We start from the raw sequence: 23,376 nt of genomic DNA on the forward strand, positions 1-23,376 counted from the left end.
TTCCAGGGAACTGCAGGACCTACCAGCCGCCTTCCTCATCGTCATAGGGTTTCGCCTTGACCGAATCCGGCACCTTCGGTTGCTTCGCCGTCCGCAGCAGCACCAGCAGATTGCCGACCACCACGACGACCACCACAACCAGCATCAGGAAAAAGATTTCCATGCCCTTCACTCTTCAAATTGATCCGGGAAAGCAATAGCATGTCGGGGACTTCCCAACCGACGGTGATCCCTATGCATGATAAGACCACCCGGCAGTCCCCTGTTTCAGCGCCGCCGGCGCGTTCCATCCCGCCATCAGGCCTATCGGGGCCCACGTCATGACCGCGCAGGTCTGGCGCATCGGGCAGATCCTCAACTCCGTTCAGAGCACCTTCGTCGGGCTGCTGCGGGTCTGGTCCATCCCCATCGTGCTGCTGCTGAGCGTGGCCTCCGGCTACACGACCTATTATGGCATGTCTTTTTTCATTACCTGGTGGATCGCCCTGATCATCACGGTGGCGGTGCAATCCATCATCGTCATCTGCACCCTGGAGCTGGCGGGCACCCACTGGCGCGCCAACCTGCCGCGCTACCTCAGCATCGCCGGCTCCCTGGTGGTCGCCTTGGTGGTCTCGGTATCGTTCTCCTATTTCAAGTTCTACGAGTTCTCTCAGCGCGACCAGTTGCTGCTGGATAAGACCGCCGCCCTGGAAAGCGATGTCGCGCGCTACCTTGAAGACGTGGCGCGCCAGCACAGCGGATTGATCGCGCAGCAGGAACGCAAGGCCGAGGCCGCTCGCCTGGAAGCCACTCAGGCCTATCTGGGCAACCACCCGGCCATGCAGGAAAACACGGCGCGCAAGGTCGGCAAGGGCAAGTTCTGGAGCCTTTACAACGAGATCCAGCAGCGTGAGGAAACCAAGCTGGCTAGCCTCAAGACCGACCTGGCGGCCCTGGATGGCGCCATCCTGGCGCTGCGCGGCGCGAGCCAGGGCTTCACGCGGCAGCCCAGTGACGCGAGCGCCTACGAGAAGCTTCAGGAAGCGCTGCGCAATGTCCAGACCCGCGCCGATTCCCTGGCCGCGGGGGCCGGCCTGACACCGGTGAAGGCACCGGTCCCGGCGCCCTTCCCTCAGTTCAGCCAGGGCATCACACCCACCTTTGACATGTGGCGCAACATCTCCTGGTTCGCCCTGGCCTGTGCCTGCATGGTGGATTTCTTCACCTTGGTGCTGTCCTATCGCCTGGAATCCACGGCCCCGGGGCCCCTCACCGAGGAAGAGAAGGAACTGGCCTACGCGGGCCTTCGCCAGTTCGGCGAGTTCACCATCAACGGCAACGACGAACTGGAATTCCAGATCGAGAAGACCGAACTGGAACGGGCGCGGCGCTATTCGGACTGGACTCGCATGTTCGCCGTGGCCTTTCTGCTCAATCGCGGCTACCTGCGCAAGATCAGCGGCAAGGCGGTGGAGTTCGCGCCGAACCTCTATCCCATCATTTCGGAGCGTCTGAAGCTGCGCCGCGAGGAACCGGCGCCGGCCAATGACGAGCGGATTCGTGTAGCCATGGAGAAAAAGCGTTATGGATGAGTTGCTGTTCGAGGCTAACGATCACATCTGGGAAGCGGGCTTCGAAGGCGGCCGCAGCGTGGTGGTCACCCGCCTCGGGCCCGTCGTGCGCGTCGCGCCGCGCCCGGCGCGCTTCATCAAACGCTTCTACCACGAAGTGTTCGAACTCCCCATCGAGGACTGGGAGATTCCCGTCGAACCTCTGGTGCTGGGCTCGTTCTGCACCGTCTCCGCCAGCGTGTCAGTGCGCTTCCAGCCCACCTTGCGCTATGCGCGGGACCATCTGGAGGCCCTGCCGGAACTGGGCCGGCATATCCGCCAGAGCCACCACGCCTTGCTGCGCGACCAGGTGGAAGAACACCTGCGCCGCCTGGAAGCCGACCCCGCCTGGCTGGAACAGGGCTGCGCCACCCACGAGAAGGCCATCGAGCGGGAAATCAACGAGCAGTTGGCGATCCGCTACATCCAGTGCCGCACCCGCTGCAGCATCACGCCCGTTTTCGGATCGCTGGAGGAAATCGAAGCCGCCGCGCCCTGGTCCCGGCACCGGACGCTGTACCTCGAGATACTCCGCCGTCAACGCGTGGCGGAGGAGCAGGCGCAACAGGAGGCGCACGCGCAGTCCCTGCTCGAGCAGCAGCGTCGGCTAGAGCAGGAGGAACAACTCCTCGCCGTCAAACAGCGTGAGGAAACCTTGCGCAAGGTGCGTCTGGAGCAGGAACTGGAGAGCCTGCGTGCCGAATTACGCGTGGAGGAAGCCATGCAGGACGAGCAGCGGGGCAGCGAGGCGCGCCAGCGGCAGGAACAGATCCGCCATACCGCCCATCTGCGTGAATTGGAACTGGATGCTGACATCAACGAGAAAACCCGCCGCGCGCAGACCATGGACGACATGGAGGAACACATCAAGCGCGAGATCGAACTGCTGGCCATGGAGCGCCAACGCCTGCTGCTGGAAGAGGAAGTGCGCGACGTGAAGGTGGCCAAGGCCAAGGGCTGGGTGATCAATGCCAAGAAGCGCTTTCCCCTCGGCGAGGGACGTCACGTCCTGCAAGGGCGTAACAAGGACGCTGCCGAGGAAGGCGAGTCCGGCTAGACTCCGATTATCCCGTCGTAAAATCCGATTCGAGCGCCGAGCGCACCGCGTGCCAGGCCGATCCTGAGGGCAGGAAATGCAAGTGCGCCTTGCCGTCATCCCCCGCCTGCCTCGCGAACGCGGCCTCCATTTCATCGCGGCCATCGGCCGCTCCGTCCATCAGCAGAACCAGCCGGAAGCGGTTGTAAGCCGCCGCGTCCCGCTCCGCCCTGCCCCGCTCCACAAGGGACGGTAGCCAATGGAGCAAGGAACTCCCCTCCGATCCTTCCACGGCGTAGATCAAGAGCCTGCCGCCGATCAGGATACGCAGGTAGTTCGGATCAGTCCGCTCCACCCTTGGCCATGAGGATTCGATCTGGCGGAAGACCTCAGCGGGACAGCCGCAGCCGAGGGCGCCCGTCACGAAGCCCTGAATGACTGCGCGACTTGCTTCGACGCTGCGCTCGCTCACCTGCAGGATCGCCTGCCCTCAGCGCACAAACAGATCGCCGCCGAACATGTCCACCAGGAAACGCCGGTAATGCTCGGATTTGGCGATCTGCAGATGTTCCAGGGGATTCAGGTTGTCCGTCAGCACGGTGCCAGGCGCGGGGTCCACCGGGAACACCCGCTCCTGCAGCCAGGCGGTCTGGTCTGGCGAGAGGCCTGGCGCATGGATGTCGACGGGCTGGCGACCGGCCAGGAAGATGAAGTCGGTGAACTCCTTGCCCGGTTCGGAAATGAAGACCGCCTGTTGGGGGAAGGCCTGGGCAAGGGTGCGCGAAACGGAGTTGAGCGCGAGGCTGTTGGGCCCCTGGGCGAAGGCGACGAAATTCACCGCCAGTATGCCTCGTTCCGACAGCAGCCCCCGCAGTTGTTCCAGGGTCTCCACCGTCATCAAATGGGCGGGCTCGGACCCGCCGGTGAAACAATCGAGGATGATCAGGTCATAAGGTCCGGTCAGATGGCGGATCTCATAGCGGGCATCGCCCACGATCACCCTGCCGGTGGGCTTGAACGCGAAGTGATCCTCCGCGGCGCTGGAGACCGCCGGGTCGATTTCCAGGGAATCGGTCACCATCCGGTAGCGGTCGTGCAGCACCTTGCCCATGTGGCCGGCGCCCAGGCCGACGATCAACCCGCGTTGCATGGGCGGGCGCATGGCGGGAATCAACCCGACGATGTCTTGGTAACTCAGCACGCTCTCGCCATTGACCAGACTCGCCGCGCCGATGGCGGAGGCATCCGAGGTGAGGAGTCGCAAGCGGCGCGAGGAATCATCGATCACGCGCACCCAACCGTACAGGCTCTCGCGCTCGGACAGGACGCGGAACTTATCGCCCACCGGCACATGGCCGGCGCTCAGCACCTTGGGCACCATCCCCAAGCCGATCACACCGAGCAGGAACGCGGGCAACAGCGCCTTGGCCGCGCCGAGACGGCCTCGCTCCAGCAATCCCACGATCAGGGACAGGGCCAGAAGAAGCAACCCCGTGCCCACCAATATCTCGCGCGAGCCTATCAGAGGAAACAGGAAGAACCCCAGGATCAGCGTGCCCACCACGCTGCCCACGGTGCTGACGGCATATATCGAGCCCGCGCTGTTACCCACCCCAGCCAGGGTGGAGGTGGAGAGTTTGATGGCGAAAGGGCCCACCATGCCCAGCAGGGTGAGGCTCGGGGAGAACAGAACCAGTGCACTGATGAAAGCGCCCAGGCGCAGTCCCAGGGGATCGGTCGCCAGGAGCACGGGACGGGTCGCCCAGGGGATCGCCAGGGTCAGTACCGCGGCCAGGGCGATGATGAGGGAAAGGCCCGAGCGCCGGGCGCGGTCGGCCCAGCGCCCCCCCATGAAATAGCCGAGGGCCAGGGCGATCATGGTCACCGAAATCAGCGAAGACCACACGTACAGGCTGGCGCCGTAGAAAGGCGCGATCAGCCGCGTCCCCAGCAGTTCGATGACCATCACCGCGGACCCGGTGACAAATACGGTGAAAAAAAGAGCGGCCTTGCCGCCCAAATTGCCTGGGCTATCGTTCATGCGCTTTTCGTTCTTGGAATACAGACTGCGTATCAGGCATGGCCAGCCAGGGAGCCGCCCACGGCGCCGCGCACATCCATCCAAAGATGCGCCAGGCCCAGGGATTGCAGCCAGGCCGGTCCGTCCCGCTCCTTGAGCATAGCGATGGTGGAGGCGCTGCCGGCGACGACGCAGAACTCGCCGACCACGGTGACCGCCGCCATATGCCGCACAGGCCAGCCGGTCTTCGGGTTCAACACATGGCCGTAACGCTCATCGCCAAGCACGATACAGCGCTCGTAGTCGCCGCTGCTGGCAACCGCGCCCTCGTGCAGTTCAATGGTGTCCAGCACCCCGGAATGCTGGCGTGGATGGCGGATGCCGATGCGCCAGGGCGTCCCGTCCGCGCGCGGGCCGACGATCTTGATGTCGCCGCCCAGGTTGACGATGCCGCTATGCACACCAACTTCGCGGCACAGGGCCGCGGCCCGGTCCACGGCGTATTCCTTCACCACCCCGCCCAGATCCAGTTCCATGCCGGGCACCCTGAAGTCGAGCCGTGGCGGCTTCCATGTCACCTTGTCCCAGCCGATCCGCTCCAGCAGGGCTTCCACCTGCCCCGCCTCGGGAAGTTTGCCTTGATCGAAGCGCCAAACCTGGCGCAACAAACCGGAGGTGATATCGAACAAGCCCCCGCTCTGCTCATAGCAGGCGAGAGCGTAATTGAGCAGTCCGGCCGTTTCCGCATCCACTTCGATGGAACCGCCCACCGCCGCGGCCCGGTTGATCTCGGACAGGAAACTGTCGTCCTTGTAGCGCGAATAGCGCGCCTCCAGTCTCTGCACATCGGCAATGGCGGCCCCGGCCGCCTGCTCGGCCTGGCGGGCATCCCGCGCGAAAAGCTGTACCTCGCAGGGCGAACCCATGGCCTTGAAGCCCTGCCGGAAAACCTGAGGCCGGACCACGTCTTAGCGGCGGAACATCGCTATCAAATCCAACGACCCATTTCAGACCTGGCGCGCCAGCCGCGTATGCAGCCTCCAAAAACAGGCCTCACTGGTTCTGCGAATAGCTCTGGTCGGTGCCGGTATGAATGGAACCAGCCGTCTCGCAGTGGTAGATCATCGTGTAGAAGGCCTTGCCGGCCCCCGCCTTGTTCACGATGACCCGATAGGGCGACGTACCGCCGTCGATTCTGACCTCGCCACTGCCACCCAAATCACCGCTCACCGGATCAGTGACATTCATGACGATCTGCTTGTCCGGCACCAGTATCTGAGCGCTCACCACCGGTCCGTTGGCCGGCGCACCGGCAACCAGTTCGAACAGCAGGAAGGCAGGGGTGCCGTTGCCATCGTCGAAACACGAAATGGTGTGCACATCCGTGGCGGTGACACCAACGCCGAGGGGACTGCTCTCCTCGTGGGCGAAGCCACTGCCCGACCAGATCAGCGCCGCCAGGCCAGTAAATACGATATTGAAAACATGCGAATTCATTGCCGCTCCTGCCATATCAGAAAGTCGTCTACGGTTGATCATGGCGCATTCAGGGCGAGGAAGATTGCAGCAGGGTCACCACCGGTGTTCCGGCTTCAACATCAGAACTGTCCAGGCAACTGCTCCGCAGGACATACTGAAAATCAGCCGGGGCGGGCGTGCCGTTGTGGGCGACGAGGACTTGGTAGTCGCCCGGGTCAAAGCCAGTCAATTCACCTGGGAAACTTTCCGGGACACTGACGGCAACCGGACGGTTATCAGAAAATCTGGAATTCGAGAAGTTAGTAACCTGCGCAATCAGGACCGGAGTCCCTTTCGTGATATTGGTGAGTTGGACCAGCAAGGACTTCGGATCGCCCCCGGTTTTGGTTTTACCGCAATTGACCGTGAGCTTTTTTCCCTTCTTCTTGAGATTTCCGGCCGAACTGGTCAACGAGGTCTTGACCGCCTGTCCTGCCGCATTCAGGCACTGGAACCCGGCAGAATAGGACTGCTTGGATGAACCGGTACTGCCGCTGGTATCGATGGTGATGGAATACTTGCCTTTGCCGCCGTCCAGGGACACCTCCTGCGTCATGCCTGGCGTGACCGGAGCGGAGTTGGCCACATTGCCGCCTTTGGCGACCTTGAGGTTCTGTAGCAGGCTCGCCTGCGGCGCCAGGCTCCGGCTTGCCTGTATTTTCAAGTGGTCCGTGCCTTCCGGACACGAAACCTGATACTGGTCAATGGCGCCTCTGCCGCCACTGAGGGTTGCCTCCTGCACATCCTCGGCCACCGCAGTTCCGGCCAAAAAAGAACCGCAGAGCCATGCGCTGACCGTCAAAGCTTTTCTGAATTCAGTCATGGAGATAAACGTGTGTCACGCCCTTTGAAAAAAACAGCACTCTTTTCTTAAGAAAAGAGTGCTGGAGAAAATTGCCACCATGATATCAAATTACATGGCGGCAAGAGGCAAGTGCCCGCTTTACCGGATACTCAAAACTTTATTTGGTCGGCCAGTACTTCTCGCCGGATCCCTTCGGATACTTCTGCTTGCGCATGGGCAGCATGGCATCGATGTCCGCCGTGGAAGGCTCGATGAACAAGGTGTCATAATCCGCCGAGGCGCAGGCCGTCGCATCGTAGTCCTTGTTGTTGATGGTCAGGGTGGGCCAGAAGATGGCTTGGCTCTCGTTGGGCATGGTGGCCGGATCGTTGAACAAGGCAGTCTTGGAGCCGATCCAGACATCCACGTTGGAGGCCGCGTCCTTGTACGACTTGTTGCCCTTGCCGCACCAGTCGGCCACAGCGACGCGGATTCTCAGGGTCTTGGCGCAGGAGGTCTCCTTGAACTGGATGCCGCCGATGCGGAAGGGCGACAGCCCGGTGGTGCTGATATCGCTGCCGTCCGGCTTCTTGGCGCTTTCAATCAGAACCGGTCCCTTGATCGGGAAATTACCGTTCCAGCCCTGCCAGCCGCGGTTATTGCCGCTAGCGTCCACCGTCGGCAGGTTGTTGGCGAATAACTGGTCGCCGCCCATGTCCAGAGCGATAGAGGTTTTCAAAGCCACGTCGGCAGTGGAATCGACGATGTCGTTTTCAAAGCTCGTAACGGTCGGCTCCTCACCGGCGGTGACGGTGGCCGTGCTCAGGCTCTTGCGCATGACCACGTTGGAGGTCTTGGTGAAATCGGGGAACACCACGCTCAGGGCGATGACGTCTTTGTGCGGCGCGGTGCTGCCCTCGCCGCCGGCATTGGAATTACAGCCGTGGGTGATGGTGACAGCGTTCCACTTGGCCGACTGGGTCGACGTACCGGAATCGATCTGTTCCTTGAACCCGGCATGGGCGTGAACGCCCTGCGCAGCGCCACCCAGGGCCGCCACGGCCAGGAAGCTAATCAGTTTCTTGTGCTTATTATGTTCGAACATTGCAAGTCCTCGTCATTTTCGGATGGTGATGCGTGGGCGACCAGCAGTCCTGCCGGCGTCCTGTCATTATCGACACGCGTCTTCAAGCACGTTTTGCGCCAACCCAAAAAAATGTAGGCAATTCAGTCAGGAATTGCAGCCATACGGAAGGAAGCGTGGCTTTAGGCACCTCAAACTGCGCCATATGCCGCACTTATCCTGTGTCAACTGAGGCATCTCACGCATTCAGGACACCCAACCAATCAGAAAAAGCCGTACGACAGGCTGCAAATCACAGGTCATCCCGGGGATTGGCGAGCAGCAGATTCAGCGTATAGGAAATACGTACCCGATGAAGCTTTTCCCTACACAAGCAAAAGCTCATAGGTGTGTCATATGCCACACCCCGTCGAGCAGGCAGACGCATTTGCCACAGTGGAAATAGGTGGGAGTCGATAGAAGGCGCCGCCGGTTCGCGCGCAAGGGCTGCGAGTTTTCAGCCCGTGGAGCGAACGACCGCTGGCTGCGTCAGAGCTCTGGAACCCGGCTAAGCAACATCGCGGCGTCAAATATAGTCGAACAAGGTGAGCCCCTGGACCTTGGAATAGGCTTGCTGGGCCGCCTTCAAGGCGAAGGTCTGAAGGTTGAACTCGCTGATGGCAGTCGCGTAGTCCAGATCCTGGGTGGTGGAGAGATAGCCCTTCTGGTCGGTGGTGAACTTGAGGTTCATGGCATCCTGGCTCTGCAAGGCCTGCAAACGGGCACCCACGGTCACACGAATATCGTCCACGGCGGTCATGGCGCGCTGGATACGCTCGATGTCCTTGTCGTCCGGCGTGTTGTTCTTCATGTTCTCCGCGAAGTTGTAAATAACATTGAGGATGTTCTCCTCCGGTTGCGCGAACACGGCCGGCGGATCCGGGGCCGGATTGCCGGTCATCCAGGGCCTGGACGCTCCTTGCGGCACCACCGGCGGCCAGACTCGGCTGGTGAGATTGACCTGGAAGCTGTCGGTGCTGCCCGAGGTGCCGATGGCGTTCACCGACTCGGTCAGGTCGAATGTGATGCCATCTTGCGTAACGATCGGATAGCCCGCGGTCGAACTGGGAAGACTACTTGCCGTGCCGGTGGCCAGGTCGGTAATGGTCACGCCCGCCGAGGTGACGTCGACCTTGTAGTCATGACCGGTTAGGGCGCCGGCGTTGCTGATGGTGGCATCGATGCTGCCCAGGTTGGTCTTCGGGGTCTGCACCTCCACCGCGGGACTGGGCATGTCGGCGATATCGATATTGAAGATGTCGCTGCCGGGGTCGCTGTCCTCGAGACGAAAGGTCGGACCCACCATGGTGGAATGCCGGCTGGCGTCCCCCTGGTAGACATAGGTGCCGCCCACTTCGCTGCCGCCCACGGTGTAAGCCTGATAGGCGTAGGGCGGTGTGGTGGAATTGAAGCCACCGAAAAGGTATTCGCCGCCATCGGTCTTGGCGTTGGCCAGGTCGCGTACCTGAAACAGGATCTGGCGCGCCTCCACCTCGATGGAGCGGCGGTCGGACTCGGACAGGCTGTCGTTACGGCCCTGTATCGCCAACTCGTTGAGCCGCTGCATGGCGTTAAGCACGCTGTCCAAGGCCGAATCTTCCTGGGACAGGCGCGACGTGGCCATGGTCACGTTGCTCTGATACTGCTCGGTGATGCTGATGGACTCGGTCAACAGCAGGGCGCGCACCGCGGCTGGCGCGTCGTCCGAAGGTGTCACCACGCGCAGGCCGGATGCCATCTGCACCTGGCTCTTGGCGATCTTGCTCTGCTGGTTGAGCATGGCGTTGACGCCGAGTTCCTGCGTCAATTGGGTCGAGATGCGCATGGCTATCTCCTCACGGCGCCAATCAGCGCGTCAAAGGTGGATTGTGCGGCCGAAATGGTCTGGGCTGCGGCCTGGTAGGCCTGCTGAAACTTGATCAGGTTGGCCGCCTCCTCGTCCAGATTCACGCCAGCAACCGAGTCACGCTGCTGGGTGGCCTGATCGAGCAAGCTTTTCTGGGCGGAGGAATTGATTTCTGCGGCCTTGGTCAGATTGCCCACGGTGCCGACGATTTCGTTGAACGCGTCCTGATAGGTCGCCCGGCCATTGAGAAGGTTTTTGGCGGCCTGCAACCGGGTCAGGGCCAGGGCATTGGTGTTGTCGCCCACCTTGGCCGTCGCAGGGGTCGCGGAACCGGTAGCTGCCGCGGCGATCAGGGCGGGGTCGTTCATGCCGGCGGCGATACTCAGGCTCCCGGCGGCGGCACGGGTGGGGCTGACGATAAAGCTGTCGCCAGCATTCACGCCGCTCAAGGTGAAGTCCAGACCATCGAGATTGAAGGTGCCCGGGGGAATCGCCACGGCCAGCGCCTGAATCGAGCTGGTGCGCAGATTGGTGATATTGACCCCGGTGGCGGTCACATCCACCTTGTAATCCGCGCCGGACATCTGCTGGAAGTCGTTGTAGGCAACGGTCAGCGAGGACCCTACTGTATTGAGCTTATTGTTGGCCACCGTGGGCGAGGGCTCGAAAAAGAAGTCAACGCCGGCAACGCCGTTCAGGTCGAAACCGGCACGGTGCTGGGTATTGAACTGGTCGGCGAAGGCGGCGGCGATCCGGCCCAGATCATTTTGAGCCGGATCCAGAAAATCCTTCTGAAAATTCATCATGCCGCCAATGTCTCCCCCCGTGAGCAGATTGGTGACGATGGTCGAATTGCTGGAGCCGTTGGCCACCAGAGCAATGTCCTTCTGGGTATCGCCGTACATGGAATCCTGCACCCGCAGGCTAGCCGCCTGGGTGCCCATCACCAGGGCCTGGCCCGAACCCACGAAAACATTGACCGCGCCATTGCTTTCGGGAATCACCCTGACATCCAGGTGCTTGGCCATGTCCACCAGCAACTGGTCGCGTTGGTCCAACAGGTCGTTGGGCGGATTGCCATTGGCCTTGCCGGTAGCGGCAACGATTTTCTTGTTGAGTTCCGCGAGGTTGCTGGCCTGGGCATTGAGCTGGTTGATGTTGCTTTCCATGCTCTGGTAGGCCTGATCGCGCAGGTTGTCGAAGTTCTCGTTGAGCACATTGAAGCGGTTGACCATGGTCTGCGCCGCCGTCAGCATCACCCGCCGCACCGGAACCGAGGTCGGCTCGTTCACCACGCCGTGCACCGCATCGAAAAAGCTCTGCATGGCCGGAGAAAGGCTGCTGTCCTGATCGGCAATCATGTTGTCCACCTGGGTGGCCAACTGGTAGTAGGCGTCCAGTTCCGAGTGGGCGGAGGTGCTAGTGCGAACCTGATTCGTCAGAAAAACGTCGTAGCTCCGCTGCACGGAAGCCACGTTGACGCCGCTCCCAATATACCCGGATTGGCCAATGAAATTGGCGTCCTGCGCGGCCAGGTCGGCACGCTGGCGGCTGTATCCTTCCGTGTCGACATTGACAATGTTATGGCTGGTCGTCGTCAGGGAGCGCTGAAATGCCATCAGCCCCGACGTTGCGATGCCTAGTAGTTCGCCTGACATGTCATGGTCCTCAACAATTTTGCCGCCTTTCCAAGCGGGTTATCGGCCCGTTATCCTGCTTAACAAGCCCGCCTAAGCCTGATCGAGGCCCTCGAACGCCGCATTGCCCCTGTAGATGGACATGACCTTGCGCGCGTAATGGGGGTCTGTGGCATAGCCTGCCTTCTGCAAACCGGCGATGTAGCGCTCCGGATTCTCGGCGTTGCGCAGCGCCTGGGTGTAACGCGGATTCGCCTTGAGAAACTGCACGTAGTCGCGGAAGCTGTCGGCATAGCTGTCATAGGCGCGAAATGCCGCCCGCGTGCGCACCGGCGCGCCGTTCTCGTATTCCAGGGTGCTGGTGGCGATGCTGCGCCCCTCCCAATTGCGATCCGCCTTGATGCCGAACAGGTTGTGGCTGTGGCTGCCATCCGCCGCCCGCATCACCGCCTTGCCCCACCCGGACTCCAGGGCCGCCTGAGCCAGGATCATCTTGGGATCGACGCCCAGTTCCTCACCAACCTGCTGGGCATGGGGCCAGAGTTCGTCGACGAATTCCTGCGGACTGGAGAAAGCGCCGGACCGTCCCGCCTTCGCACCGGCCATCACCTTCGTGCCAGCGCCCGCCGCCATGCGCTCCACCATGCCCGCCACGTCCCGCGCAACTGAGGCGCGCTCGCGATCGACGGCCGGCAGCGCCTCGCGGCGGTAATCCGCGAGGGTCTTGCCTGTCAATTTCTGATCGTCGGGTGAGCCGCCCAACTGCCGCTCCAGCATCTTGCCGAAACCCAGCTTTGACGTCTTGCCCAGTTCCAGGGCCAACTGCTGGTCGTACATGTCGCGGTACAATTTGGTCTGGTTGTTTTCCATCAGCCCGGCCTTGCCGGTGGTGCTGCGCATGCTCTTCAGGGCCATCTGGATGAACACCGACTCGAACTGACGGGCCGTCTCCTTGATGGCTTCCTTCGAGTTCTGCTTCGCCGCGCCCTTGAGCTTGGCGAGCCCTTGAAAATCGGTGTAGACATCGGCCATGCCGGATTGATTGATCATGACGGCTCTCCTAGATCACGATGAGTTCCGCGCGCAACGCTCCAGCGCTTTTCAAGGCTTCCAGAATAGCCACGAGATCACTCGGCGCCGCCCCCACTTGGTTGACTGCCTTGACCACTTCATCCAGGGACACGCCGGGTCTGAACACGAACATGCGGTTGCCGTCTTCCTTCACGTTGACATCGGAACGTGGCACGATGGCGGTTTGACCGTTCGAGAAAGGACCCGGTTGACTGACTTCGGGACGCTCGGTGATGGTGACGGTCAAATTTCCATGGGACACGGCGGCGGGCTGCACCCGCACATGACTGCTGATCACCACCGTGCCGGTACGGGAATTGACCACGACCTTGGCTGGCGCGTCGCCGGGACTGATTTCCAGGTTTTCCACCATGGAGGTGAAAGAAACGCGTTGTGCGGGATCGCGCGGCATGCTTACCTGGATCGAGGCCGCGTCGATGGGACGCGCAAGGCCGGGGCCGAAGGCCCGGTTGACTTCCTCCGCGAGGCGATTGGCCGTGGTGAAATCCGGGGTCTGCAGTTGCAACACCAGGTTGCTGCCCTGGGCAAAGCCGGTGGGCACCTCCCGCTCCACCGTCGCGCCGTTGGGGATACGGCCGGCGCTGGGCACGTTGACCGTGACCTTGGAACCGTCCTGCCCTTGTGCGCTCAGCCCCCCCACCACGAGGTTGCCCTGCGCGATGGCATATACCTGGCCATCGGCACCTTTCAGCGGCGTCATCACCAGACTGCCGCCACGCAGGCTCTTGGCATCGCCCATGGAGGCCACAGTCACGTCGATCATCTGGCCCGGCTTGGAAAAGGCCGGCAATTCCGCCTGAACCGAGACGAGGGCAATGTTCTTGGACTTGAGGTCGATACCCGCAACCGGCACGTCCTTGCTCAGGGTCATGCCTAGCTGCATCATCATGTTGCGCAGCGTCTGGCTGGTGAAGCGGGTGGTTTTGTCGCCGGTATTGGTGAGACCTACCACCAGGCCGTAGCCGATCAATTGGTTGGTGCGCACACCCGCAACCGCGGCAATATCCTTGATGCGCTCGGCCTGCAGCGCAGGCGTATACAATATCGATACAGCCAGACCTGCCGCGAACAGTGCTCTCAAATACTTGGTGGCCATGGCGGCTCTCCGAAATCGCTTTGTTCAGAAGGGAAACAGGATGCTGGTGAACAGGCGCTGCAACCAGCCCATGCGATTCGCATCCGCGATTTCCCCGTCGCCGTTGTAGATCATGGTGGCGTCAGCCACCTTGGTGGAATCCACGGAATTGGTCGTGTCGATATCCACCGGCCGGACAATGCCGGAGAGCTTGATGTATTCATTGCCGCGGTTCAGACCTACGCGCTTCTCCCCCTGAATCCGCAGATTGCCATTGGGAAAGACTTCGACCACGCTGACCGTGATATTGCCCTTCAGGGCGTTGCTCTGATCAGAATTGCCCTTGCCCTTGAAATCGTTGGAGGCTTCCAGGCTGGTTTGGAGGTCATAGCCCAGCACTTGAGCCGCTTCCTGCCCCATGATCATCGGGGCCTTGACCTCGGTCACCGCACTGCGCGACGCGTTGGTGGCCGCGCTCTTCTTGGCGTCGGTGGACTCCACCAAGCGGATGGTGAGAATATCGCCGATCCGGCGCGCCCTAGCGTCCTCGAACAAGCGCAGTTCGTTGCCCGACTGGAAGATGGCGCCCGGATTCTGGGCCGGCACCATCATGTCTTCGGGACGCACGGCGGCATAGGCCGGGTCACGGGTCGGCGGCGGGTTGAGGAGGGACGCGCACCCGCTCAGGAGCACGAGGGGAAGCATCAGCGTCAGGCGTTTCATGGCTTTAGTCCAGTTACAAGGTGTTGGAGGCGAAGCTCAGCATCTGGTCCGTGGTCTCGATGGCCTTGGAGTTCATCTCGTAGGCGCGCTGGGTCTCGATCATGTTGACCAGTTCCTCCACCACGTTGACGTTGGAGGTTTCCAACGCTCCCTGCTGGATCTTGCCCAGGCTGTCGGTGCCCGGCGCGCCGGTGATGGCGGTGCCGCTGGAAACCGACTCGCGGAACAGGTTGTTGCCTATGGGGTCCAGACCCGTGGGATTGATGAAATCCGCCAGCTGGATACTGCCCACCTGGGCCGGAGCGGTGTTGCCCGGTTGCAGGACCGACACGGTGCCGTCGTCACCGATGGTGATGCTCAAGGCATCCTGGGGAACGGTGATGGCCGGCTCGATGGGATCGCCGTTGTTGGTGACGATCTGTCCGGTGGAATCGATCTTGAGCGATCCGTCGCGGGTGTAGGCGATGTCGCCGTTGGGCATGACCACCTGCAGGAAGCCGCGACCATTGATCGCAACATCCAGGGGATTCTGTGTCTGCATGATGTTGCCCTGGGTGTGGATCTTCTGGGTGGCCACCGTCCTGACGCCCGTGCCCAGTTGCAGGCCCGAGGGCAAGGTCGTGGTCTGGGTGGACTGGGCGCCCACCTGGCGCACGTTCTGGTACAGCAAGTCCTCGAACATCGCACGGTCCTTCTTGAACCCTGTCGTGTTCACATTGGCCAGGTTGTTGGAGATCACCTGCATGTGCGTCTGCTGGGCATCCAGTCCGGTCTTGGCGACCCATAGCGATGGCGTGGTCATGGTCTTGTCCTCTATACCGCGATTCGTTAACTAATCTGCATCAGCTTGGAGCTGGCGGCCCCGTCGTCCTCGACGGTCTTCATCAATTTCAGCTGCATCTCGTATTGGCGCTGGAGCTGGATCATCTGCGTCATCTCTTCCACCGCGCTCACATTGCTGGATTCCAGGGCACCGGAAACCAGTTTGACCTGGGCGTCCGCCGGTGCCGGCGCGCCGCCCTTGACCCTGAACAATCCGTCGTTGCCCTTTTCCATCTGATCCTTGGGCGGGTTCACCAGCTTGATCCGGTCCACCGCCGCCAGGGTCGTGGCGTTCTGTCCCAACGGTATGAAGCTGATGGTGCCGTCGCTGCCGATGGTCAGGTTCTGCGCCGGCGGCACCGTGATCGGCCCGGCATTGCCTACAACCTGCAGTCCCTCGCCGTTCAGCAACTGTCCTTGAGGAGTGATATGCAAATCCCCTGCCCGCGTGTAGGCCTCCTTGCCATCCGTGCCCTTGACGGCTATCCAGCCCTCGCCGTCCACCGCAACGTCGAGATCCCGACCGGTGTTCTGCATCATCCCCGACGAGAAATCGACACCCGGCCGTTCCAGCATGGCGTAGACCCGGCTGGGGTAGCCCGGTCCAAACACGGGCTGGCTGCGGAACTGTTCCAGGTCCGCGCGAAAGCCCGTGGTATTCACGTTCGCCAGGTTGTTGGCGTTGGAGGTCTGGGCCTGCAGGATCTGCTTGGCCCCGCTCATGGCGACGAACAATGCGCGGTCCATGACGGCTACTCCTGTTCAGCTAATGCGGATTAACGGATCTGCAGCAGGGTCCGCGTCACTTCGTTTTCCGTGGTGATGGTCTGGGCATTGGCCTGGTAGGCCTGCTGCGCCACGATCAGGTTCACCAGCTGCTGCGACAACTCCACGTTGGAACTCTCCAATGACCCGGACTTGATGGTGCCGAAGGAGCCGGAACCGGCCACGCCGCTCAATGGCACGCCCGACTGCACGCTCTCCTTCCAGCTGGTGTCGCCTACCTTGTTCAGGCCTTGCGGGTTGGCGAAGCGCACGATGGCCACCTGGCCCAGGGGCTTTTCCTGGCCATTGGTGAAGCGCGCAAACACGATGCCGGTGTCACTGATGTCAATGCCAGACAGAGTGCCGGTGGTAACACCGTCCTGGTTGAGCGTGTTGACGCTGAACGCGCTGCCAAGTTGCGTGCTTCCGGCTACATCCAACGTAATTTGCATCGGTGCGGCATCGGCAGCCACGGAGATGCTGGGATAGGCGATCTTGGTCGTGGTAACCGCTGCTGCCGGGCTTGCCCCGGGCCAGATCTCCTCCAATTTGCCGCTGTTGTCGAAGGTCAGCCGGTCCGGAGTAGGCGCGGTCGGCGATGACGTTCCCTTAATGTCCTTCCCATCTACCGTCGTGTAAACATCCCATATACTGGCAGGGGTCGTGGCCGGTGACGGCAGGGGGCTAGGAAGAATCGAAACGTCGCGCTTCACATAATACTGGGTCACCAAATGGGAGTTGCCCAGGGAGTCATACACCGTGACCGACGATGAATTGGAATAGGTGTTAGGGTCCACGACTCCACTGGAGTCTGGACCGACGAAGGGAAACACCGCGTTGTCCACGATCTTTTTGCGCGCATCCAAGTTAAAGCTCGTATTGATCGCGGTCGTTGCGCTTGGTTGTCCCTCGCTGGCATCCAGTTTGAGGGGCTGCAACACGCCCGTACTGAAACCTTCGGCCACCGTCGTCCCGTTCGGCCGGTAACAGAGCAGGGGCTTGCTGTTGTTCCCCACCACATAACCATCCTGGTCGGTGTGGAAAGCCCCCGAGCGAGTGTAGGAGTGGCTCGCGTAATTGCCGGTGCTCTCTCCCATGACAAAAAAGCCTTCGCCGCTGATGCCCATGTCCAGGTTGTTGCCCGTAGACTGCAGATTGCCCTGCCCGAACAACTGAGCCACATTGGTCGTGACCACACCGGAACCCGGCGTCGTCTTGCCACCGCTGCTCAGGGCGGTGGAATACACATCGGCGAACTCGGACCGCGAGTTCTTGAAGCCTGTCGTATTGACGTTGGCAATGTTATTGCCCGTCACCGACAACATGTTGCTCGCGGCATTCAGACCAGTTACTGCTGTACTAAAGCTCATGACACTACTCCCGGATTAATTCAAAACTTCAAGAATGTCCGCCAGCTTATGCCGGCCCAGAACGCCCAAATCCACTTCGATTCCCTGCGACCCGCCCAGGGTGACGCTTTGCACCGGAGCCGCCACATGGGGAGCCAGTGCGACGGTCTCGCCTTCGACCACCGCTTCCGCTTTGAGGGTGTAAGTACCCGGATTGGCCGCGGTAACACCATCGTCCAGCATTCCGTCCCAGGTGAACGGCACATTGCCCTGCTTGCGATCGCCCAATTCCAGGGTTCTCACAGTCGCACCGCCCGCATTGAGCACCTGCACTGTCACGTTGCTGGAGTTGGCATCCAGGCTCAAGGCCCCGGACAGTCCGCCCGTCGCCCCCAGCACACCCTGATTCGATTCCACCATCACCCTCTTGCCCACCAGGCTGGCGGCCTGCAGAGCCTGACCCTCGCTCATGGTGCTGGCAACGCTGGAAAAGCTGTTCTTCAATTCCTGAATCCCGGTGACCATGGTGAACTGCGCCAACTGGCTGAGAAATTCACTGCTGTCCTGGGGCTTCAACGGGTTCTGCTTTTCCAACTGCGTCATCATCAGTTTCAGGAACATGTCCTGACCCATCTGACTGGACTTGCTGGTATCGGTGGTGGTCGTGGCCTTGGTCGCGGCCGACAAGCCCAACTTGTCGAGCGCCTGCAAATTCACACTCATGACGGCTCACTCCTTTACTGGCCCATGCGCAGGGTCTGCAGCATGAGCTGTTTGGCCGTGTTGGCCACTTCCGCGTTGTCCTGGTAGGAGCGGGACGCCGCGATCATATTGGTCATCTCCTCCACCGGATTCACATTGGGGCGGAAGATATAGCCCTCGGCATTGGCCAGGGGATGTTCCGGGGCGTACTCCGCCAGTGCCGGCGCGTCGCTCTCTACCACCCCCAGCACGTTGACCCCGGTACCGGTGTCGGCCTCGCCTACTTTCCCCGGCTTGGCCATGGCGTCCTGCAACTGGGACGCGAACACCGGATGACGGGCCTTGTAGGTTTCATTGATGCTGCTGGTGACCGTCTCCGCATTGGAGAGATTGCTCGCCACCAAATTGAGTCGCAGCGACTGCGCCCGCATGGCGGAGCCGGCGATGTCGAAGATCTTGAAGGAGGACATGATCATTCACCTCGGATGGCTTCGCTCAGACCGCTAAACTTGTCGCCGACCAGACGCAGACTGAACTGGTAACTCAAGGCGTTTTCCGCATACCGAACCTGCTCCTGCTCCGCGTCCACCGTATTGCCGTCCAGGGACGCCTGTGACGGAATCCGGTACTGAGGCGCCACCCCCAAACTGCCGCCCGCTCCAGGCGCCTGCAAATGCTCGGGCTGGGTGGCGGTGAGCTTCAGCGTAGCGCCCTGCGCCTCTTTCAGGACCGATTGAAAGTCCAGATCGCGGGCCTTGAAGTTGGGCGTGTCGGCATTCGCCAGATTGGACGCAAGCAACTCGGCCCGCTGGTTGCGGAACTGAAGCGCGAGGGGATGAATACCCAACGCATTGTCAAAATTGATGGCCATGACAAACCCTCCTACACGGTTGACAACCGTGAAGCACAAACCGAGCCATAAACTTATCTAATTGTTTTTAGATGGTTAATTGGACGATTTGGATTTACCAGCAGCTTGAGGGCGGCAATTTTCCGCCGCCTGCAAACCCCTCGGAGACGCATCAAGCTCTCGTGGCGCCTCAGAATCGAAGCATGGGCATCATTCATGCTTGTAATAGCAATGAAAGGCCCAAGCCACACGGCGGTTCTTCCCGTCGCAGCTTGGGCCGCCTGAACCAGCCCCCTCCCGAGCGGAGCGCATCCATGTCAAACCTATTGAAAGTTATTGCATTGTTATCCTTGACAGTCGCCGCGCCCGGTCAAAGTCAGGCGGACTGGCAGTCGCATGAGTCGATACTCGGAGCCATCCTGGAGCAGGTGGAGTCAAATCTTCGACACACGGGCGAAAAGTATCAGATCGATGTGGCGCCGCTGGACCGGCGCTTGCAACTGCCGCAGTGCGACCGGCCATTGACCGTCGCCAGGTTGCCGGGAACCCGGGATCTCGGGAATATATCGGTATCGGTGCGCTGCGAAGGCACGCAGCCCTGGTCGCTTTATGGACGCGCATTCGTGCGCCTATCCAAGCAGGTGGTGGCGCTGCGAACCGCTTTGCGTCAAGGCAGCCTGATCGCGCCAGGCGATGTGGAATTGGTCGAAAAGGATGCCACGTCCCTGCACGGCGGCTTCTTCAACCCGGAGGATGTGATCGGCAAGCCGGTGCGCAAGTCCCTGGCGGCCGGCACGGTCCTCCTGCCGACCCATCTGACCACCGTTAAGCTGGTCAAGCGTGGGCAGCAGGTGGCCATTCGGGCCCAGAACACGGTTTTCGAAGTCAGCATGGCAGGCATCGCGCTGACGGACGGAGAGGCTGGACAGCGCATTCGCGTGCGCAATGTTTCTTCCCAACGCATCATCGAAGGGCAGGTGATTTCCGATGGTACGATCAGCGTTTCACCCTGAGCTGGCATCTCCAACTCCGTATTTGTCCTCATTAAAGAAGGATTGGGCAGGGCCGATACCCAGGACAAGAAATCATTCGGAGAACGGCGATGAACGTTTTCATCCAGTCTTTAGGCGGCGCCCTGCCAACCGCCGCAGTCAAGAAGCCGACGGTGTCGGATTCGCCCGCAAAGAGCTCATCCGACGAGCCGGCGGCATCTAGCGACACCGTGGAAACATCCTTGAAATTGCGTGCGATGACGGAAAATGTGCTCGCCGCGCCGATAGTGGACACGGCACATGTACAGCGCATCAGCAATGCCATCGCCAGCGGGCATTACCAGATCGACCCTCAACGGGCGGCCAATCGGCTGGTGGAACTTGAAGCACTGACTCCCTGACGGAACACACAGAACCATGAGTGACTTCTATCAGACACTGGATCAGCTGTTTGACCATTATCAGCAACTGATCGGGGAAATGCGCGGCGTCCTGGAGCAGGAGAAGGAAAGCCTCCGAGTCCGCGATGTGCCTGGCCTGGAGCAAACCACCAAGGCGAAGGAATCGCTTGCGGACCGCATCAATGGCCTGACCACCGACCAGCAAGACCTGTTCAAGCGTCACAACCTGCCCACAGGCCGTGGCGGAATCGATCGCCTCTTCGCTGCACTGCCCTCCTCCCCCCAAGTGGACGCGTTTCGCAACAAGTGGTCGACGATCAAGGAACTCGCCGAACAATGCAACGAAATCAACCTGCATAATGGGGCGTATATCGCCCTGTTGAGCCAACATACGCAACGCTCGCTGGACGTGCTCCACGGCCGCTCGCAAAGCGAGTTCGTTTATGGCCGCGATGGCGCGCGCCATCGCCCCGCCGCTAGCCGCAAGCTTCTGTCCGTCTGAGTTCCCTGAGGGCTCCCCCCTCCCGCTGTCTTGCCCGCCCCATCCGGGGCCCACGCGCACCGCCCTTCGCAGAATTTCTCACACGCCGCATACAGCTCGGTGGCCATGAGACGGCATGAAAGGTCTGCTTGCAATCCAAGACGACCGGTCTAATATATTGTCCCATGCGAACCCAAACCAAGAACCTGACCAAGGAACGACTACTGGACCAGGGCGTCAACCTGCTCATGGAACAGGGTTACCACGGCACCGGCCTGCAGGACATCCTGAAGACCGTCGGTGTCCCCAAGGGTTCGTTTTACAACTACTTCGCCAGCAAGGAAGAGTTCGGCGCGGATGTGATCCAGCATTACATCGAGCCCTTCATCCGACAATTGGAACGGCATCTGGGCAACCCGCAGTTATCCGGCGCGCAGGCCCTGGACGCCTACCTCAAGGAACTGATCGAGGAGTCACAGCGCCGGCAGTACAAGGGTGGCTGCCTGCTGGGCAACCTCATGGGTGAGATCGGCGATACCAGCGATGCCTGCCGCAAAGCCCTGCGGGATGCCCTGCACCGGTATCGGGACAAGATTAAGGAAGCCATCGCGCGTGGACAGCAGGAACAGTCGTTCCGGACGGATGTGAGCGCCGGGGAACTGGCCGACTGCCTGGTCAATGCTTGGCAGGGCGCATTGTTGCGCATGAAAGTCGAACTGTCGGTAGCCCCTTTGGAGCAGTGCCGCAAGATGCTGCTGGAAGGCTATTTCCGAGGATAAATTTTTTACCCAGAAGCAAGACGACCGGTCGTATCGCGACCGATACTACGCCAGGAGGAAGCACAACCATGCCCAAGTACATAATCGAGCGCAGCATTCCCGGAGCCGGAGACCTCTCGCCCGAGGCCTTGCAAAGAATTTCCCAGAAGTCCTGCAGTATCCTGAAAAACCTGGGACCCCAGATTCAATGGATCGAGAGTTATGTAACGGATGACAAAGTCTACTGCGTGTACATCGCGCCCAGCGAAGAACTAATTCGCGAGCACGCAGCCCAAGGAGAGTTCCCGGCGGACAGCATCCGCCGCGTCCGGTCGAGGATCGACCCCACCACCGCAGAGCCCGGCAACTGACCGAGGCCGATCGACCGCGTTTGAACATGACAAGAGGATATGCAATGAAAACGACACAACCGATGAACGGCCGGCTGGCCAAGGCCGTGCGTGGCACCCTCGCCGGCCTTGCCGCCGCCTTTATCACGGCGGCGCCGCTCTCCATTCAGGCCGACGAGACCTGCGCCTCGCCCTACATGAAGAAGATCACCGGCCAGGAGGATTACGTCTACGTCTGGACGCTGGGCGCCGAAGGCATCGGCGACGAGCAGGACAAACTGGTCACCGTGGATGTGAACCCCAAGTCGGACAAGTACGGCAAGATCGTCAACACCCTGTCCGTGGGCGGGCGCAACGAGGCGCACCATTCCGATTTCACCGATGACCGCCAATTCCTCTGGGCCGGCGGCCTGGATACCAGCAAGATCTTCGTATTCGACGTCAAGTCAGACCCAGGCAAACCCAAACTGGTTAAGACCATCACCAATTTTGTAGAGAAAAGCGGCGGCGTGGTCGGCCCGCACACCATGTACGCCCTGCCCGGCCGCATGATCATCACGGGGCTTTCCAACAACAAGGATCATGGCGGACGCACCGCCCTGGTGGAATACACCAACGAAGGCGAATTCATCGCCACTCACTGGATGCCCACCGATAGTGACCTGCGCGGCGCGGTCAAGACGGGCAATTTTGCCGACGGATACAACTACGATGTGCGCGCCCTGCCCCGGAAGAACCTGCTAGTAACCTCCTCCTTCACCGGGTGGAACAACTACATGATGGACTTCGGCAAGATGCTCACCGACACCGAAGCCATGAAGCACTTCGGCAATACCGTGGTCACCTGGGACCTGCACACCAAGCAGCCGAAAAAGGTGTTCGACGTGCCCGGCGCTCCCCTGGAAATCCGCTGCGCCTGGGGCGACAGCCACAATTACTGCTTCACCACCACCGCGCTCACTTCCAAGATCTGGCTCATCTACGAGGACGACAAGGGCGAGTGGCAGGCCAAGGCAGTGGCCGATATCGGCGACCCGTCCAAGGTGCCGCTGCCGGTGGACATTTCCATCTCCAACGACGACAAGACCCTGTGGGTCAACACCTTCATGGACGGCAACACTCGCGCCTTCGACATCAGCGACCCGCATCACCCCAAGCAGGTTTACGAGAAGCACGTCGGCGCTCAGGTCAACATGGTGTCGTCCAGTTGGGACGGCAAGCGCCTGTACTACACCACCAGCCTCCTGGCCAACTGGGACAAGAAGGGCAAGGACAACGAGCAGTTCCTGAAGCTGTATCACTGGGACGGCAAGGACCTGAAGGAGCAGTTCGCCATCGACTTCTACGCCGAGAAACTGGGCCGGCCGCACCAGATGCGCTTCGGCGCCCAGGCGCTCTATTCCGGCGTCGCAGCCAAGCCCGCTGGACATGAACTGGCCAGCGCGCAGTAAAAACCGCAA

At 61.0% G+C, this 23,376-nt stretch carries 26 protein-coding genes; 8 read left to right on the forward strand and 18 right to left on the reverse strand.

The features are described 5' to 3' along the window. Positions 1-19: 19 nt before the first annotated feature. Positions 20-163, reverse strand: a complete 144-nt coding sequence (locus EK23_RS23305; RefSeq protein WP_145998646.1) for a DUF2897 family protein — start codon at positions 161-163, stop codon at positions 20-22. A 157-nt stretch (positions 164-320) separates the two neighbouring features. Between EK23_RS23305 and EK23_RS11595 the strand changes: the two genes are divergently transcribed. Further along, the gene (locus EK23_RS11595) at positions 321-1,574 is read left to right on the forward strand and encodes a hypothetical protein (protein ID WP_045225509.1); all 1,254 of its coding nucleotides are present in this window, start codon (positions 321-323) and stop codon (positions 1,572-1,574) included. Continuing rightward, positions 1,567-2,649: a hypothetical protein gene (locus EK23_RS11600; RefSeq protein WP_045225510.1), complete on the forward strand. Its 1,083-nt coding sequence runs from the start codon at positions 1,567-1,569 to the stop codon at positions 2,647-2,649. The genes EK23_RS11595 and EK23_RS11600 overlap by 8 nt, the downstream gene beginning before the upstream one ends. Positions 2,650-2,656: 7 nt before the next feature. Here EK23_RS11600 and EK23_RS11605 read toward each other — a convergent pair whose 3' ends face one another. From EK23_RS11605 to flgB, 17 genes are all read right to left on the reverse strand, one after another. Further along, positions 2,657-3,100 (reverse strand): hypothetical protein, encoded by a 444-nt coding sequence (locus EK23_RS11605; RefSeq protein ID WP_052808133.1) that lies wholly within the window; start codon positions 3,098-3,100, stop codon positions 2,657-2,659. Positions 3,101-3,118: 18 nt separating this feature from the next. Continuing rightward, positions 3,119-4,669 carry a fused MFS/spermidine synthase gene (locus EK23_RS11610; RefSeq protein ID WP_045225511.1) on the reverse strand — a complete coding sequence of 517 codons (1,551 nt, stop codon included), beginning with the start codon at positions 4,667-4,669 and terminating at the stop codon, positions 3,119-3,121. A 32-nt stretch (positions 4,670-4,701) separates the two neighbouring features. After that, positions 4,702-5,574: an FAD:protein FMN transferase gene (locus EK23_RS11615; RefSeq protein ID WP_045225584.1), complete on the reverse strand. Its 873-nt coding sequence runs from the start codon at positions 5,572-5,574 to the stop codon at positions 4,702-4,704. A 127-nt stretch (positions 5,575-5,701) separates the two neighbouring features. Then, entirely contained in the window at positions 5,702-6,145 is a 444-nt protein-coding gene (locus tag EK23_RS11620; RefSeq protein WP_045225512.1) for a hypothetical protein, read from the reverse strand. Positions 6,146-6,194: 49 nt separating this feature from the next. Beyond that, entirely contained in the window at positions 6,195-6,989 is a 795-nt protein-coding gene (locus tag EK23_RS11625; RefSeq protein ID WP_045225513.1) for a hypothetical protein, read from the reverse strand. Between the two features lie 139 nt (positions 6,990-7,128). After that, complete coding sequence (locus EK23_RS11630; protein ID WP_045225514.1) at positions 7,129-8,055, reverse strand: hypothetical protein; 927 nt, start codon at positions 8,053-8,055, stop codon at positions 7,129-7,131. A gap of 544 nt (positions 8,056-8,599) precedes the next feature. Then, complete coding sequence (flgL, locus tag EK23_RS11635) at positions 8,600-9,898, reverse strand: flagellar hook-associated protein FlgL (protein ID WP_045225515.1); 1,299 nt, start codon at positions 9,896-9,898, stop codon at positions 8,600-8,602. A 2-nt stretch (positions 9,899-9,900) separates the two neighbouring features. Next, the gene (gene flgK / locus EK23_RS11640) at positions 9,901-11,577 is read right to left on the reverse strand and encodes a flagellar hook-associated protein FlgK (protein ID WP_045225516.1); all 1,677 of its coding nucleotides are present in this window, start codon (positions 11,575-11,577) and stop codon (positions 9,901-9,903) included. 72 nt (positions 11,578-11,649) lie between these two features. After that, positions 11,650-12,606 carry a flagellar assembly peptidoglycan hydrolase FlgJ gene (gene flgJ / locus EK23_RS11645; RefSeq protein WP_045225517.1) on the reverse strand — a complete coding sequence of 319 codons (957 nt, stop codon included), beginning with the start codon at positions 12,604-12,606 and terminating at the stop codon, positions 11,650-11,652. A gap of 10 nt (positions 12,607-12,616) precedes the next feature. Further along, on the reverse strand, positions 12,617-13,744 hold the full coding sequence (locus EK23_RS11650) for a flagellar basal body P-ring protein FlgI (protein ID WP_045225518.1): 1,128 nt from the start codon (positions 13,742-13,744) through the stop codon (positions 12,617-12,619). Between the two features lie 24 nt (positions 13,745-13,768). After that, positions 13,769-14,446, reverse strand: coding sequence for a flagellar basal body L-ring protein FlgH (locus tag EK23_RS11655; protein ID WP_045225519.1), 678 nt, complete (start codon positions 14,444-14,446; stop codon positions 13,769-13,771). 13 nt (positions 14,447-14,459) lie between these two features. After that, complete coding sequence (flgG, locus tag EK23_RS11660) at positions 14,460-15,248, reverse strand: flagellar basal-body rod protein FlgG (protein WP_045225520.1); 789 nt, start codon at positions 15,246-15,248, stop codon at positions 14,460-14,462. Positions 15,249-15,274: 26 nt separating this feature from the next. After that, positions 15,275-16,015, reverse strand: coding sequence for a flagellar basal-body rod protein FlgF (gene flgF / locus EK23_RS11665; RefSeq protein ID WP_045225521.1), 741 nt, complete (start codon positions 16,013-16,015; stop codon positions 15,275-15,277). Positions 16,016-16,044: 29 nt separating this feature from the next. Further along, positions 16,045-17,403 (reverse strand): flagellar hook protein FlgE, encoded by a 1,359-nt coding sequence (gene flgE, locus EK23_RS11670; protein WP_045225522.1) that lies wholly within the window; start codon positions 17,401-17,403, stop codon positions 16,045-16,047. Between the two features lie 15 nt (positions 17,404-17,418). After that, on the reverse strand, positions 17,419-18,105 hold the full coding sequence (locus EK23_RS11675) for a flagellar hook assembly protein FlgD (RefSeq protein WP_045225523.1): 687 nt from the start codon (positions 18,103-18,105) through the stop codon (positions 17,419-17,421). A 14-nt stretch (positions 18,106-18,119) separates the two neighbouring features. Then, entirely contained in the window at positions 18,120-18,554 is a 435-nt protein-coding gene (flgC, locus tag EK23_RS11680) for a flagellar basal body rod protein FlgC (RefSeq protein ID WP_045225585.1), read from the reverse strand. Positions 18,555-18,556: 2 nt separating this feature from the next. Next, positions 18,557-18,955, reverse strand: a complete 399-nt coding sequence (gene flgB / locus EK23_RS11685; RefSeq protein WP_045225524.1) for a flagellar basal body rod protein FlgB — start codon at positions 18,953-18,955, stop codon at positions 18,557-18,559. A 293-nt stretch (positions 18,956-19,248) separates the two neighbouring features. Between flgB and flgA the strand changes: the two genes are divergently transcribed. From flgA to mtoX, 6 genes are all read left to right on the forward strand, one after another. Continuing rightward, the gene (flgA, locus tag EK23_RS11690; RefSeq protein WP_045225525.1) at positions 19,249-19,947 is read left to right on the forward strand and encodes a flagellar basal body P-ring formation chaperone FlgA; all 699 of its coding nucleotides are present in this window, start codon (positions 19,249-19,251) and stop codon (positions 19,945-19,947) included. Positions 19,948-20,036: 89 nt separating this feature from the next. Next, entirely contained in the window at positions 20,037-20,327 is a 291-nt protein-coding gene (gene flgM, locus EK23_RS11695; protein WP_045225526.1) for a flagellar biosynthesis anti-sigma factor FlgM, read from the forward strand. 16 nt (positions 20,328-20,343) lie between these two features. After that, complete coding sequence (locus EK23_RS21775; RefSeq protein ID WP_052808135.1) at positions 20,344-20,829, forward strand: flagella synthesis protein FlgN; 486 nt, start codon at positions 20,344-20,346, stop codon at positions 20,827-20,829. 164 nt (positions 20,830-20,993) lie between these two features. Beyond that, complete coding sequence (locus EK23_RS11705) at positions 20,994-21,587, forward strand: TetR/AcrR family transcriptional regulator (protein WP_045225527.1); 594 nt, start codon at positions 20,994-20,996, stop codon at positions 21,585-21,587. Between the two features lie 68 nt (positions 21,588-21,655). Continuing rightward, on the forward strand, positions 21,656-21,937 hold the full coding sequence (locus EK23_RS11710; RefSeq protein ID WP_045225528.1) for a DUF4242 domain-containing protein: 282 nt from the start codon (positions 21,656-21,658) through the stop codon (positions 21,935-21,937). A 44-nt stretch (positions 21,938-21,981) separates the two neighbouring features. Then, on the forward strand, positions 21,982-23,367 hold the full coding sequence (gene mtoX, locus EK23_RS11715) for a methanethiol oxidase (protein ID WP_082054134.1): 1,386 nt from the start codon (positions 21,982-21,984) through the stop codon (positions 23,365-23,367). The last annotated feature ends 9 nt before the right edge of the window (positions 23,368-23,376 follow it).

It is taken from the genome of Methyloterricola oryzae (genome assembly GCF_000934725.1).
In the GTDB taxonomy this organism is placed as follows: Bacteria; Pseudomonadota; Gammaproteobacteria; order Methylococcales; family Methylococcaceae; genus Methyloterricola; species Methyloterricola oryzae.

Coding starts and splice junctions, on each gene's coding strand:
- EK23_RS11675 (WP_045225523.1), bottom strand. CDS start 18,105: ATGAGTGTGAATTTGCAGGCGCTCGACAAGTTGGGCTTGTCGGCCGCG.
- EK23_RS11600 (WP_045225510.1), top strand. CDS start 1,567: ATGGATGAGTTGCTGTTCGAGGCTAACGATCACATCTGGGAAGCGGGC.
- flgL (WP_045225515.1), bottom strand. CDS start 9,898: ATGCGCATCTCGACCCAATTGACGCAGGAACTCGGCGTCAACGCCATG.
- mtoX (WP_082054134.1), top strand. CDS start 21,982: ATGAAAACGACACAACCGATGAACGGCCGGCTGGCCAAGGCCGTGCGT.
- EK23_RS11620 (WP_045225512.1), bottom strand. CDS start 6,145: ATGAATTCGCATGTTTTCAATATCGTATTTACTGGCCTGGCGGCGCTG.
- flgB (WP_045225524.1), bottom strand. CDS start 18,955: ATGGCCATCAATTTTGACAATGCGTTGGGTATTCATCCCCTCGCGCTT.
- EK23_RS23305 (WP_145998646.1), bottom strand. CDS start 163: ATGGAAATCTTTTTCCTGATGCTGGTTGTGGTGGTCGTCGTGGTGGTC.
- EK23_RS11615 (WP_045225584.1), bottom strand. CDS start 5,574: ATGGGTTCGCCCTGCGAGGTACAGCTTTTCGCGCGGGATGCCCGCCAG.
- flgC (WP_045225585.1), bottom strand. CDS start 18,554: ATGTCCTCCTTCAAGATCTTCGACATCGCCGGCTCCGCCATGCGGGCG.
- EK23_RS11595 (WP_045225509.1), top strand. CDS start 321: ATGACCGCGCAGGTCTGGCGCATCGGGCAGATCCTCAACTCCGTTCAG.
- EK23_RS11705 (WP_045225527.1), top strand. CDS start 20,994: ATGCGAACCCAAACCAAGAACCTGACCAAGGAACGACTACTGGACCAG.
- flgM (WP_045225526.1), top strand. CDS start 20,037: ATGAACGTTTTCATCCAGTCTTTAGGCGGCGCCCTGCCAACCGCCGCA.
- EK23_RS11610 (WP_045225511.1), bottom strand. CDS start 4,669: ATGAACGATAGCCCAGGCAATTTGGGCGGCAAGGCCGCTCTTTTTTTC.
- EK23_RS11710 (WP_045225528.1), top strand. CDS start 21,656: ATGCCCAAGTACATAATCGAGCGCAGCATTCCCGGAGCCGGAGACCTC.
- flgA (WP_045225525.1), top strand. CDS start 19,249: ATGTCAAACCTATTGAAAGTTATTGCATTGTTATCCTTGACAGTCGCC.
- EK23_RS11655 (WP_045225519.1), bottom strand. CDS start 14,446: ATGAAACGCCTGACGCTGATGCTTCCCCTCGTGCTCCTGAGCGGGTGC.
- flgK (WP_045225516.1), bottom strand. CDS start 11,577: ATGTCAGGCGAACTACTAGGCATCGCAACGTCGGGGCTGATGGCATTT.
- EK23_RS11630 (WP_045225514.1), bottom strand. CDS start 8,055: ATGTTCGAACATAATAAGCACAAGAAACTGATTAGCTTCCTGGCCGTG.
- EK23_RS21775 (WP_052808135.1), top strand. CDS start 20,344: ATGAGTGACTTCTATCAGACACTGGATCAGCTGTTTGACCATTATCAG.
- EK23_RS11650 (WP_045225518.1), bottom strand. CDS start 13,744: ATGGCCACCAAGTATTTGAGAGCACTGTTCGCGGCAGGTCTGGCTGTA.
- flgE (WP_045225522.1), bottom strand. CDS start 17,403: ATGAGCTTTAGTACAGCAGTAACTGGTCTGAATGCCGCGAGCAACATG.
- EK23_RS11625 (WP_045225513.1), bottom strand. CDS start 6,989: ATGACTGAATTCAGAAAAGCTTTGACGGTCAGCGCATGGCTCTGCGGT.
- flgF (WP_045225521.1), bottom strand. CDS start 16,015: ATGGACCGCGCATTGTTCGTCGCCATGAGCGGGGCCAAGCAGATCCTG.
- flgJ (WP_045225517.1), bottom strand. CDS start 12,606: ATGATCAATCAATCCGGCATGGCCGATGTCTACACCGATTTTCAAGGG.
- flgG (WP_045225520.1), bottom strand. CDS start 15,248: ATGACCACGCCATCGCTATGGGTCGCCAAGACCGGACTGGATGCCCAG.